16 protein-coding genes are annotated in these 12071 nt (G+C 67.5%); 5 read left to right on the forward strand and 11 right to left on the reverse strand.

Going from position 1 to position 12071, the window contains the following annotated elements; all coding sequences use genetic code 11:
- Nucleotides 1-42: 42 nt before the first annotated feature.
- Both FNV62_RS22455 and FNV62_RS22460 read right to left on the reverse strand, forming a co-directional pair.
- On the reverse strand, nt 43-360 hold the full coding sequence (locus FNV62_RS22455; RefSeq protein WP_060898765.1) for a hypothetical protein: 318 nt from the start codon (nt 358-360) through the stop codon (nt 43-45).
- Between the two features lie 60 nt (nt 361-420).
- Entirely contained in the window at nt 421-1248 is an 828-nt protein-coding gene (locus FNV62_RS22460; protein WP_144315573.1) for a glycoside hydrolase domain-containing protein, read from the reverse strand.
- 398 nt (nt 1249-1646) lie between these two features.
- On the opposite strand from FNV62_RS22460, the gene FNV62_RS22465 reads away from it, so the two are divergent.
- Both FNV62_RS22465 and FNV62_RS22470 read left to right on the forward strand, forming a co-directional pair.
- Nucleotides 1647-2363, forward strand: coding sequence for a hypothetical protein (locus tag FNV62_RS22465; RefSeq protein WP_054232996.1), 717 nt, complete (start codon nt 1647-1649; stop codon nt 2361-2363).
- A gap of 111 nt (nt 2364-2474) precedes the next feature.
- Nucleotides 2475-2849 carry a hypothetical protein gene (locus FNV62_RS22470; protein ID WP_225900330.1) on the forward strand — a complete coding sequence of 125 codons (375 nt, stop codon included), beginning with the start codon at nt 2475-2477 and terminating at the stop codon, nt 2847-2849.
- 109 nt (nt 2850-2958) lie between these two features.
- Here FNV62_RS22470 and FNV62_RS22475 read toward each other — a convergent pair whose 3' ends face one another.
- Together FNV62_RS22475 and FNV62_RS22480 are read right to left on the reverse strand one after the other, a co-directional pair.
- On the reverse strand, nt 2959-4692 hold the full coding sequence (locus tag FNV62_RS22475) for an insulinase family protein (protein WP_144315574.1): 1734 nt from the start codon (nt 4690-4692) through the stop codon (nt 2959-2961).
- Between the two features lie 33 nt (nt 4693-4725).
- Nucleotides 4726-5679: a hypothetical protein gene (locus FNV62_RS22480; RefSeq protein ID WP_143601872.1), complete on the reverse strand. Its 954-nt coding sequence runs from the start codon at nt 5677-5679 to the stop codon at nt 4726-4728.
- A 259-nt stretch (nt 5680-5938) separates the two neighbouring features.
- Between FNV62_RS22480 and FNV62_RS22485 the strand changes: the two genes are divergently transcribed.
- Nucleotides 5939-6382, forward strand: a complete 444-nt coding sequence (locus FNV62_RS22485; protein ID WP_054232999.1) for a hypothetical protein — start codon at nt 5939-5941, stop codon at nt 6380-6382.
- A gap of 112 nt (nt 6383-6494) precedes the next feature.
- Complete coding sequence (locus FNV62_RS22490; protein ID WP_144315575.1) at nt 6495-7364, forward strand: hypothetical protein; 870 nt, start codon at nt 6495-6497, stop codon at nt 7362-7364.
- A 12-nt stretch (nt 7365-7376) separates the two neighbouring features.
- On the opposite strand, the gene FNV62_RS22495 is transcribed toward FNV62_RS22490, so the two are convergent.
- Nucleotides 7377-7886 (reverse strand): GNAT family N-acetyltransferase, encoded by a 510-nt coding sequence (locus FNV62_RS22495; RefSeq protein WP_097285024.1) that lies wholly within the window; start codon nt 7884-7886, stop codon nt 7377-7379.
- A 108-nt stretch (nt 7887-7994) separates the two neighbouring features.
- Here FNV62_RS22495 and FNV62_RS22500 point away from each other — a divergent pair, with 108 nt between their 5' ends.
- Nucleotides 7995-8480, forward strand: coding sequence for a GNAT family N-acetyltransferase (locus FNV62_RS22500; RefSeq protein WP_144315576.1), 486 nt, complete (start codon nt 7995-7997; stop codon nt 8478-8480).
- Nucleotides 8481-8673: 193 nt separating this feature from the next.
- Here FNV62_RS22500 and FNV62_RS22505 read toward each other — a convergent pair whose 3' ends face one another.
- The 6 genes from FNV62_RS22505 to FNV62_RS22530 form a co-directional block, all read right to left on the reverse strand.
- Nucleotides 8674-9036 (reverse strand): hypothetical protein, encoded by a 363-nt coding sequence (locus FNV62_RS22505; protein WP_144315577.1) that lies wholly within the window; start codon nt 9034-9036, stop codon nt 8674-8676.
- Between the two features lie 64 nt (nt 9037-9100).
- On the reverse strand, nt 9101-9589 hold the full coding sequence (locus FNV62_RS22510) for a hypothetical protein (RefSeq protein WP_144315578.1): 489 nt from the start codon (nt 9587-9589) through the stop codon (nt 9101-9103).
- Between the two features lie 73 nt (nt 9590-9662).
- Nucleotides 9663-10397 carry a hypothetical protein gene (locus FNV62_RS22515; protein WP_143614353.1) on the reverse strand — a complete coding sequence of 245 codons (735 nt, stop codon included), beginning with the start codon at nt 10395-10397 and terminating at the stop codon, nt 9663-9665.
- Nucleotides 10398-10469: 72 nt separating this feature from the next.
- A complete protein-coding gene (locus FNV62_RS22520) occupies nt 10470-10811 on the reverse strand; it encodes a hypothetical protein (protein ID WP_143655160.1) in 342 nt (113 codons plus the stop codon).
- Nucleotides 10808-11497, reverse strand: a complete 690-nt coding sequence (locus FNV62_RS22525) for a hypothetical protein (protein ID WP_143655161.1) — start codon at nt 11495-11497, stop codon at nt 10808-10810. Before FNV62_RS22525 ends, FNV62_RS22520 begins: the two co-directional genes overlap by 4 nt.
- 66 nt (nt 11498-11563) lie before the next feature.
- Nucleotides 11564-12034, reverse strand: coding sequence for a hypothetical protein (locus tag FNV62_RS22530; protein WP_144315579.1), 471 nt, complete (start codon nt 12032-12034; stop codon nt 11564-11566).
- Nucleotides 12035-12071 lie beyond the last annotated feature (37 nt).

The raw sequence follows: 12071 nt of genomic DNA on the forward strand, positions 1-12071 counted from the left end.
CGTACTTCCGCTCTTCCGTGCTTTCGTCCGGCCGGTGCGCCGCTAGTACCCGACGCGCCGGGGCCAGACCGTCCAGGCGTGCACCGCCGCGCCGACCATCGACGCCAGGATCAGGAGCACGTCGTCCGCGAACTCGAGGCCGTGGGTGGTCTCGGGGGTGAGCGAGAGCTGCATGACCCATGCCACCAGCACCGCGCAGAACCCCCCGAAGACCGCCCAGTCCGCGCGGGTGCCCCGCCGCAGGGCGATCACGAGGGACGGAACAGGACACAAAAGCCCCAGGCTGACGACGGGAAGCGCCGCCAGCCCGGCACGGACGGCGGACGGTCCGACGACCGCCGGCAGCCTTTCGACCCTCATGCCCTGCTCCTCCTGGGGTGTTCTCCGGATCTTGCGGTGCTCTCCGGGCGAGTGCGGATGTCAGCCGGTGATGGCGACCGGCGCGTCCCAGGCGTCGCGGTCCACGGTGATCGTGACACCGCCGATGGTCTCCTTGCTGTTGACCATGTACTGGTGCGCGCGGCTGTGGCCGGTGAACTGGGTCGAGCCCCACGGCCAGTCCGAGGTCGTCGTGTTGACCTTGTCCCACAGCGCGTACCAGAGGTTGCCCGGCAGGTCCGTCTTGTCGGTCGCGGTCGCGATGGCCTTGGCGCTGGAGCTGGTGAAGCCGTAGAAACCGGTCCGGTACGTCTTGGCGTGCAGCGCCTTGTCGAAGGCGCGTACGTACGTCAGCGTGGCCTTGTTGCACGCCGCGTTCGTGATGTCGTACGACTCCATGTCCAGGTAGATCGGGCTGCCCGCCTTCATGCCCAGCACGGACGCCTTGGCCACCGCGTCCGCGGCGTCGGTGGCGCCGAGCGAGGCGGCGTTGGTGGCGGTGAGCTTCTCCGGGTTGGAGCCGGTCTGGCAGGACGGCTGGGCGCCGACGTACAGCGGGATGAGCTTCCAGCCCAGCGTGCTGACCGACTTCACCCAGGAAGCGGTGAGGTTGGGCTGGTTGCAGCCGCGGTTCTTGCCGCCGATGTAGACGGCGGCCGCTCCGTAGAAGCCGGTGTGCCAGGCCTTCATCGCCGTCAGCGAGGGTGCGGTGCAGGTGTCGAAGGCCCGGCCCGTGAACGTCCGCTGGGCGGGCCAGGTGGTCGCCGCCATCGACGTCTGCGCCGCGATCCCGGCTCCGGCGACCACGGCCGCGCCTGCCGTCGCCCAAGCGATGTAACGGCCCTTCTTAGACATCCGATGGCTGGACATCCCCACCCCATTCATGAAGCACGCACGTCACAGCGCGCAGGACGCGCAGAACGTGCGGACATATAGATGAAACAAGACAGTTCAAGACACTTCAAGACAGTTGAGCCCCGTCGGCGCCCATCCCGGCTCACCGACGAGAGAGGGTGACCGGCCCCCGGCGCGCGGGGCGGATCGCACCGTAACCGACGCCACCCCCTTGATCGGAAAACCCTGCACCTCAATCGCCACAAGAATCCCTCAAGCCACGGCAAAACATGGGGAGTCCGTGGAACCCCGGACCGGTGGAGCCCCTCTTTTACCGATCTTTGGGACCCCGATGCCTGTGCAGGGCCTGTGCACCCATAGAGTCCGCTCGGTTTCAACAGCACCACTTCTCAAAGAAGGACTCAGACATCCCGATGCGTCACCCCTCCCGCGCGGCCAAGGCGCTGCTCGCCGCAACCGTGCTCCCGCTGGCCCTGGCGGCCTGCTCCTCCGGCACCACCGTCCAGCCCTCGTCCGCCAAGACGAAGCCGGCCAAGGACCCCAACGCCGGTCTGCTGACGGGCGCGCAGCTCAAGAAGGCGCTGGCGCCCGCGTCCTTCTTCGCCACCGGCTTCGCGGTCGACCCCAGCGGTGCGCGGGACTCCGGCACCATGTACTCCGCCCCGAGCTCCTCCCCCGCACCGAAGCCGGACTGCTCCCTGCTGAGCGGCACCAGCTGGATAACGATCACCGGCGACTCGGGGGTGTCCTTCGCCCAGAACAACTACGTCAGCAAGAACACTTCCGAGGACATCGCCCAGGAGATCGACACCTACCGCGGCACGACCTCGACGACCGTGCTGACGGACCTGGCGAAGACCGCCACCGCGTGCGCGACCTTCACCGACTCCGACACGCACACCAAGGTGAAGGTCACCGGCGCCACCACGCCCGGCCTGGGCGACGCCGCGTACACCATCACCCTGACCGACAGCGCCTGGCAGAACGGCTCGACCCTGATCGCCGTGCGCGTGGGCACCGACGTCGTCAGCGTCATGTCCACGGACGGGCACGACAACGGCGCCGCCACGGCCAAGAAGCTGGCGACCCGGATCGTGACGTCCCTGAAGGGCGAACACCAGCGCGTGTGACCCGCCAGATGGGAACATGACGCCCCCCGAGAGGTTTCTCGGGACCCGAGAAACCTCTCGGGGGGGCTCGTAGGGCGCTCGTGGGTGCTCGGGGGTGTGAGGGGCATGGGCATGAGCGTGGACAAGCGCCTGGAAGCCGGCTGGGCCCAGCGGATCGCGTGGTCGGTCCTGGTGGTCGCGTCGCTGGGTCTGCTGGTGTGGGTGCCGTTCCTGTACGCCGCGATCCGCCGCGGCAGGGGCTCGGACTGGGGCGCCTTCGCCGCGTTCCTGCTGTACGAGCTGGTGACGCTGCCGTGGGCGACCGTTCAGTCGGACGCGGGCGATCCCGTCCTCGGCGCGGTCGCCGTCGTCACTCTGGCGATGGCGGTGTGGCTGCTGCTGTTCGCGCTGTTCGACAAGCGCACGCCGAAGTACGCCAGGGCGAACGCGGGGCGGACACCCGGGCCCGTGCCGGGCCCGGCGCCGGGCAACCCGTATCTGCGCTGAGGGTCACCCATATCCGCGCTGAGGGTCACCCGTATCAGCGCTGAGGGTCACCCATATCCGCGCTGAGGTCACCCGGAAGCCTTCGTCCACGCCCAACGCACCCGGCGGCTCACCCCCGCCGGGTGCTTCGCACGACCCTGACGGCCGGCCAGGCCAACAGCGCCCCGACGGCCCAAAGGAAGACGGTGAGACCGGCCCATTCCCCGGTGCTGGTCTCCGGGTCCGAGGCGCCGAAGACGGTGTACGAGAGGGCCAGGAGGGACCAGAGTCCCGCGAGGAGCCCGAAGATGACGAGCATCGCCGTCTGCCCGCCGGTACGCCGCGCCGACGCCTTGCGCTGAGCCTGCTGATCCGCACCGGATCCTCCGGCCTGCCCCGCCGAAGCGGCGCCCCCCTGCCGCCGCTGCTGCTGTTGCCGCTGCCGGGGCGGCAACTGCACCACCGCGCTCGGATGCACCGCCGCGTCGATGGTCGCCATGGTGTGCGCGTCGATCCCGTACTCCCCCGGCTCCACCTCCACGGACAGGCCGTCGGTGCCGATGAGCCGGCGCCCGCCGTCGGGCCAGCTGAGCAGGGCCGCGCACGCGCGATAGAGCACGGTGGCCGCCTCGCCACCCGCCGTCAGACTGACCCCCTCGCCCCCGACGACCATGGCGGGCCCGTCCTTGCGCACGGCCTCGAACCGTGTGCCCGTGACGGCGTACGACGACGTGGTCGGGGCCGCCGTGTACCCGGCCCAGTCGGCCCGGTGCCCCGAGGGAGCCTGCAGCAACGCCGTCCCGGCGGCCTCCAGCGCCACCGCGTGCACATGCTGCGGTGTCATCGCCCACAGCTCGGCGCGCAGTTCGTCGAGCCCGCGCGGCGGACGGTGGGCGAGCAGTTCCTCCGCCGCGCCCGGCAGCCGCCGTACGGCCGCGTCGGGCGCGGTCAGCGTGGCGTCGCTGCGCCCGCGTACGGCCTCCAGGTCGGCCTGCGCGATCCGGCCGACCTGGAGGCCCGCGAGCACGTCGACGAACCCGCCGAGGACCGCGTCCTGCTTGGCGGGCAGCGCGTCCGCGAAGGCGGTGACGGTCGCGAAACCGTCCCGGCGGGAGGTGTAGTCGCTGGCCGCCGTGTAGGAGTAGCCGCCCTCCTGGCGCAGGGAGCGGGAGAGTGCGCGTTCCAGGACACCCGCGTAGAGCCGGGCGGCGGTGGTGTCGGTGACGACGGCGTCGAGCAGGACGCCGCCCTTGCCGTCGGAGAAGTAGGCGGGGGCGGTGGGGAGGGCTGAGGTGACGGCGGGCATCGGGCGCCGCCGACCGGCGGGCAGTTTGAGCGAGAGCCCGGCCGGCAGCCGCTCCCCCGCGATCCACAGCACGGCGTTGTCCCGGGTGAACCAGGTCCCGGCCCATTCCCGTACGTCGTCCGGCCGCAACCCCCGTACGCCCCACTCCGGATAGCTGACCAGCCCGTACCCCTGGGCCCCGTAGCGCCACAGCGGCAGTTGTCCGGGCTCCCGGCCGGCCTCCTCGGTGCGCAGGATCTCCTTCTCGGTCTCCAGCCGCTCCATGGGCAGATCGAGGAGGGAGGTGCACACGCCGTCGAGGTAGGCGACGATCTCGTGCTCGGCGCCCTCCACGTGGAAGTGGGTGAACGCGGCCTTGGTCGCGCCGTTGAAGTGGTAGTCGGCCAGGCCCTGGCGGTGCAGCGCCAGGTGCTCCACCAGGTGGGTGATCCCGGCCCCGGCGAGCGTCTCGTCGGCGACGCCGACGCGGAAGACCAGTCCGGCACGCATCGGCCCGGCGGCGTACGCGAAGAGGGTGGGTATGCCGTCGACCTCGGTGTGATGGATGCCCTGGCTCATCGTCTGCCTCTGCCTGTCTTGTGCGGCATCCGCTCAGCCTCTTCCGAGGGCGGCGGAACGGTGTTTGACGTACGCGTGCGCGGGCTTGCCGAGGTAACTCCACGGGTACTCGGAGGCCAGGTTGCCCAGGGCGCGGAAGTGTGCGGCGGCGCGTGCGGTGTCGCCGATCAGCGAGAAGAGCGCGGCGAAGACGCCCTGGATGGTGACCCACCCGTACGCGGGTCGGTAGTGCGGGTGCAGGACGGACCGTTCGGCGGCCTCGACGAGTTCGGCGTGGACGTGGGGCTGGCGCAGATAGTCGGTCCGCTCACTCCCCGCGGACGGCAGATCGAGCCAGCGCTCCAGGTGCGCCTCCGCCACCAGACCACCGCTGAGCGACCCTTCGGGCGAGTTGAGCAGGCACTCGCGGGCGAACCCGTGCGCCGCCTCCCAGCTCCCGCTCCACTTGGGACACAGCTGCTGGAGCAGCCGGGCCTGCCCGGTCAAGTGGTGCGGGTGGTACGCGGCCAGTCGGTCGTACCTCCGCCGCGCCTCGTTCTGCCCGAGCTGCAGCCCCATGGCCGTGGTCAGGCGCGCGGCCCAGGCCGCGTCGTGGGACGGGTCGAGGGCGGTGGCCCGGATGAGCAGTTGCTCGGCCTGCCGCAGGTGCTCGTGCAACTGCCGGAACTGTTCCCGGCTGACGTGCTCGGCGCGCGCGCTGCTCCGGATCTCCCAGCCGATCTCGATCTCGCGGGTCCCGAGCGCCGTGAGGGCCAGTACGTCGTCGGGGGCGGCGGCGACGACTTCCCGCAGGAAGTGCTCGACGCCGGGCACCTCGGCGACGACCCGGACGAGGAACGCCCGGTCGGTGCCCTGCGGCAGCCCGTCGGCGTATCGCCGGATTCCCGCCCAGTCCCGCGCGGCGGTGGCCTGCCGCAGCCAGCCGACCTCGGGGAAGGCGGAGGCGAGTTCGAAGTCGGGGGGTGGGAGGGACGCGTCGGTCGACATGGAGCGGATGGTAAGTGGCGGGTTGGAGACGGTTTTCGCCCAGGTGTGGGGAGGTTGTGGGAACACAAGCCCCAAACGGCACATACGGGCGCCGCCTTGACCATTCGATGACCGATCTTGACCGCGTCATGGCTCGAACTTGAGTTCGCCTTGTGCGAGGTGGCCTCTCGCCTTGCCCCTGGCTTGGAACAATCCATGCGACCGCTGTCACCGCCACCTCCCCGCCCCTCTCACCCCGCCGTCACCAGGAGCCCCACCCGTGGCACTCAACGCCCGTCGCGCCAGACAACTGCTCGAGATCTCGGCCCCCTTGCTGCTCCAGGGCGAGCAGGTCGAACTCACGAGCCTGGCCGGCATCGGAACGGTCTCGGTGCGCAAGCAGGCCCTCACCGCGGCGGTGGTCGGCGTACTCAGCGCGGGAACGGTGATGGCGACGGTCACCCCGCGCCCGATGTATCTCGTCCTGACGAACCAGCGGATCCTGTTCTTCGACGGCAACCGCGGCGGCAAGCCGGGCAAGTTGCTGATGAACCTCCCGCGCCCGTACGTCACCGCGAGCGCGCCCAAGAAGACCTTCCTCGGCCTCAAGGTGGTCACCCACCTGACCGTCGAGGGCCAGGAGGGCGCCCTCAAGGTCGACTTCCCGGTCCAGACCCGCACCGACGGCCACCGCTTCGCGACGGCTCTGCCGGTGACGCGCTGACGCACCTCTCCATCACCAGCTCGCGACATAGACCTGCGGCATAGTCACTCGAACGGCTGAACCGATCCCAAGCCGCCCGACGGAAAGAATCCGCGTCACTACATTCCGTCACATGGTCAGCTCAGCACATGAGGCGATGCACCAGATCTTCAGGGAGGACCCGGAGCTGTTCGCCCGGGCCCTCCCGAAAGCGGGCATCGCCTTACCCGAACCCACCACGATCCAGCTCCTGGACACCGATCTCACCGAGATCAAACCCATGGCGCGCCGCGTGGACACCCTGATGCGCGTCGACACGGCGGACAGCGGAAGCTACCTGCTCGCCGTGGAGGCGCAAGGCAGACCGGACCCGGACAAGCTCAACAGCTGGACGTACTACCTGGCGTATCTCTACGCCGAACACAAGCTGCCGCCCCTCCTGCTCGTCGTCTGCCAGGACAAGCCCACGGCGTCCTGGGCCGCGCAGCCCATCCACATCGGCCTGCCCGCCCACACCAGCATCGCGGTCTTCCCCCTGGTCCTGGGCCCCGAAAACCTCCCCACGATCATCGACCCGGACGAGGCGGCGGAAGACCTGGCCCTGGCCGTCCTCTCCGCGCTCGCTCACGCCAACGACCCCGCCCTCCCTGCGATACTGGAGGCGCTGGCGACGGCGCTCGCCACCATCGGAGGCGAGACCGCGCAGGACTGGGCGGAATACACCGAGGTCGGCCTGGGCGACACCCCGAGCCGCGCATTCTGGAGGCACCTGATGACCCTGCGCCCCAGCCGCTTCCCCGGCAGCGGCACCATCATCGAGGAAACCCGGATCAAGGGCCGCGCCGAGGACATCCTCCGCATTCTCGACCTCCGCGCCATCGACATCTCCGAAGCCGCCCGCGAGCGCGTCAACGCCTGCACCGACCTGGAACTGCTCGGCACATGGTTCGACCGGGCCCTCACAGTCACCAACGCGGAAGAACTGTTCACCGCGGAGGCGTAACGAACCCGGAGGTCACAGGCGCCGGCGCATGCAGACCCGCGGCCAGCGCTCCAGGCCGTGGGCGGCCTCGCGTCGGCGGATGTCCTGGAGCCCGGGACCGAGCGCACTGTCATCCAGGAACTGGAAACCGCAGCGCACGTAGTAGGGCGCGTTCCAGGGGACGTCGGCGAAGGTGGTGAGGGTCAGAGCGGGTATCCCGTCCGCCCCGGCCCGGTGGCCGACATGGTCCAGCAGCGAACGCCCGATGCCGCGCCGCGCGCTGTCCGGGTGCACCGACACCTGCTCGATGTGCAGGTTGTCGTCGACGTGTTCCGCGATGAGGTACGCCACCGGCCTGTCGACCTCGTCGACCGCGACCCAGGCCAGGCCGACCCGCTGATAGTGGGCGAGGTCGGCGAGCGGGAGGGGCTCGTCGTCGGCGATCTCCGGCATGCCGATGTCGGCGAAACACCGCCCGGCGGCGCGCTCGATGTCCTGAAGGAGGGGCAGTTCGTCGATGTGGACTGCTCGGATGCGGCGCATTGACGCATTGTCGCCGAGGGAACCGGTCGGGACCCTTTCCCCGCGGCCCCTCCTCCCACCCATGGATGCAGTCGGTCATGTCAGTACCCGCCGTTAGCGTCACAACCCATGAGTGATGAACCGCATGAGGTGATCGTCCGCAGGGCCGAAAAAGCCGACATCGAGGGGCTTGTCGCGTGCAGCAGCGCACTGTTCGCGGAGGACGCCGGTACCCGCGACCCGGGCGTCGACATCAACTGGCCTCGCGAGCAGGGACCACAACGTTTCGCGTCCGGCTTGGCAGACCCGAACCGGCTCCTCCTTGTCGCCGATCGCGGCGACGGCGAAGTGGTCGGCTATCTCACGGGCACACTGGTGGAGCCGTCCGCGATGAGACCGGTGAAGGTCGCGACATCGGTGGGCATGTATGTGCGCCCCGCATACCGGCGCGACCGGATCGGCGGACGCCTGGTGGACGCATTCCGGGTCTGGGCAAAGGAATCGGGTGCCGGATCGGTACAGGTGACGGCCTATGCGAGCAACACCGAGGCCATCCGTTTCTACGAGCGCAACGGCTTCGCGTCCCAGTCGGTGACCCTGGAGGCGGCTCTGTAGCAGCCGAGTACGACTACGTCCACGGCCCGGTACTCGTACGCGTCAAACCCCGGCGGAACTCCCTCAACGCGGCACGAAGGTGGTCGTCGGGGTTCAGAAGGCACTCCCCTTGCGAGGCCGTTCTCCTGGCCTCGCCCCAGGAACAGTGGAGCCAAGTGCGGCAACCTGCGGCGTGTTGGTCCGGCGGCGATGCTCACTGTGCGACCCACGTGTACCGAGCCCATACCGCTTCCCGGTCCTCGGCCTCCAGGAGGACCCGGACGCCCATCGGCCGGAGCAGGAGACAACCCTTTGGCCAGGTGATCTCCCCATCGCCGACCAGAATCACGGTCTCGTCGGAGTCGTCGGAGATCTGCAGGTTGTAGAACGTCCGGTCCCTGAGCATCGTGACGGTGGAGAACTCCGGCTCCACGGTCACGATGACGCAGTCGTCCTCCATGTCGGCCAGAGTCAGGCCGATGGACGCACTCTCCGGAATCGACCTGTACACCTCCGGGAGGGCTGACAGATCGACCTCCGAGTGCTGGTACGAGGGGTTCCACACCTCGACGGTCACGACATCGGCCATTCACTCGCCTTCCAGAAGCCGCGCGGACGTCAACCTGCTCACACGGCGACCCTCAAGTACGGACCGCGTCGATGAGATCGTTCCGCAGCCGGTCCAGGAACGTCCACAGATCCTCGCCGACGACGGCCCAGCCCACGTCACCGACCTCGTAGACGGAACCAGCGAGCGCGCCGAGGGACAAGCGATATACACGACCGCTCGTCGCGCTCACCGCGAACATCGCACCGCCTCCGTCCGTCGCGAAGACAACGACCGAATCCTTCAGCGCTCCGTCCAACTCGGTAGGACGACAACCAGCGGTGATCCCTTCGGCCACCGAAGCCGCGTCGTCAATCCAGATCCCGTTTCCCAGGTCTGGAAGCGTCACCGCGCCGAGTTCGGCGTAGAAGGCAAGGAGGTTGCCCTCCACCCCGATCTCCGCCAAGCCTCCGACTGCCTCGGCCCCGTCCTCGGGTGAGACGAGTTCCACCTCGTGCTCACCGGGACTGAAGCCATGAACGCGCTCGAAGCCAGACGCGAAGACCTCCGCCAGCTTCTGCATCTCCCGGCCCCAGCCAACCCAGTCCGGCCCGGGCTCCCCACTCACCACCGGGACCATCGCAAAGGGCCCCTTGTCACCGTTCACTGATTACCGTGGCCGCCCAGAGCACGATCTCGTCACCAGTCATCCGAATTTCCTGGCCGCCGTCGGATACGCGCCAATCCCCGTCCCACCGTACTCGCCATTTCTCGTTCCGGTGGTTCCACAACTCGAGACGGGCCGCCTCAACCCCTTCGAGGTCACGCAGTTCGTGCACGAAGTAGTCGGGCGAGACAAAGACCGGAAGCTCACCGATCGTCCCCGCCCCGCTCTTCGGATTGCTGAAGCGGACCAGTACATACGGACTGGGCATACGATTCAGGTCGGACACCTTGAGCATACGGCCGAACCGCTCCGACGCCTGATCCACCGACTCGGTACCGGAAATCTCGGAGGAGTACGCGGGAAAAATTCCGAACACCACACTATTGAGGTCGGGATCCCGCGGGAAGAGCCGGTGGGCCTGCGGCCTGATCCGACCGACGACATCGAAGTCTCGACCCAAGCACGAGAAACCTGGCAGGGCGATCAACGGTTCCGGCCGATCGACGACCTCGGCCTCGCGCTCACGCACGAACGCAAGGACAGCCCGGCAGAGTTCCGCATCGTACGAATCCTTGCTGCTCATCCTGAACACATGACGGCCATCCGAACTCATGGCTGCCAGCAGCACAAACCCGGGCGCCGGGGACCACTTCCAGGCGTCCGGGACGCCTGGAAGCGGCTCTGCGCCAGGAAGCGCAGACAGTTTCGCAGCGATATCCATCATCAAACTTCCCGAACTCCACCCGCAGGGTCAGGACTGCCTGTTCGGCCATGAGTCCGACTGATCATCAACGGCCTACTGAACAGAGCATACGCATCGCGTGAACAAGCCGAGCTCTCTGTTGACGTGGGTGACCGTCGTCGAATCGACCTGGGGGATGTGCACGATCTCGCCCGTGGTGACATCGACACAGATCCTTCCCAGCAACCCACTGGTCGCCAGGGCCACCACCCCACTACACCGCATTCCACCAAGGAACATGGCCTCCGTCAGCGGACCGTACTCGTACCCGATCGGACCGCCGGGGATTCCCGTCTCAAGGAGCTTCCGTGCGATGTCCGTGGGCACCTCGGGCGAGGATTCGACGTGGATCACGGTGAACTCAGGCCTGGGCAACTCAGGCAGCGGCTCGATCACAGGACGTTCGTGAACGATCTCAAGGCCGACAACATCTCGTTGCTGTAGTCGTCACAATCAACCAGCAGCTCACGGCCTGCCGCGGAAGTGAACAGCTCTCCATCATCAGAGGCGGCCAGGATGGCTTCATGGCACTTCCCTTCGACTTCAAGGTTCCTGCTGGCGAAATATCCCACTCCGTAAGCGCGGAGGCGCTCACCGAGGCCGGCGAGATAGCGCTCACGAAGATCTTCCCCCTCCACCACGGTGAGTGAATCGTCCATGCATGTGTCGAGGGAGTTGGCCAGCTCCCGAGCAAGAGAAATGACTCGGTCGGTCTGTACCTCGCTCATCTCGCCCAGGGCTTCACCGAGCAGGAGCCAGCCGCCGATGGTTTCCAGCTGAAAGAGCTCGGCGGATCCGGGGTCCACCTCGGACTCGAAGAGCGGTGCGGCGCAGAGTTCGGCGACGACCTGCTGAAACACCTCGTCGGCCTCACCGTCCAGCCGCGCTCCACCACTGCGGAGCAGGGCGTCGACCACCGCGGAATCGATTCCCCAGTCCGCGGGCATCTCGATGCCGAGCAAGGGTGCCTGCAGTCGGCGCAGTGCGAGGAACGCAGCCTGGTGGCGCCGCGGCCGATTCATGACGCTGATCCGGGCGGACAGCACTTCGTCGTCACGCCAGTCCACGGTGCGTTCCTCCATATCAAATGGTTTCCCTTTATCCTGGCTTCGGCAGTGACGTTTGGAATGACGGGCGCGCGAACCTGGTCAGAAAAGCGTGTCCTCGTTCGCTGAGGTCTCGATCACAACCTCCGAAGTACCGGAGTTCTCCCGATTCTCCACAGAAGCCCTGAGTGCCACCCCTTCTACATCAACATCAAGCTCGTCGGGAGCCGGAGTGTACAACTCGATTCCATACCGAGTAAGGGTGCACCCAGAATCATCCAGACTGAAGTCGACCGACTTAGAACGCAAGTCAGTCAAGACCTCACCAAAGGGCCTTCCAAGGAGTCGAACTCCAGAAAACGAAAGTTCGGATGCGGCTGTCGCCTCGATAAAGTCCAGACGGTCAGCCCCATCAAAGTGCAGCATTAGCCCAATCGAAACATAATGGTCGACAGGGGAATCTCCGGGACTTCTCTTGAACGAGGAAAAGTCTCCAAGCCTTTCACGAATCTCCTTCCTCGACTCGCCAAAGCGGGCGCACTCAATCCCAACCCAGGGGATCACTTCATTCACAAGAACCTCCGATCGGAGATACAGATGATCCGTCAAC

Source organism: Streptomyces sp. RLB3-17 (assembly GCF_007113425.2).
GTDB lineage: Bacteria > Actinomycetota > Actinomycetes > Streptomycetales > Streptomycetaceae > Streptomyces > Streptomyces mirabilis_D.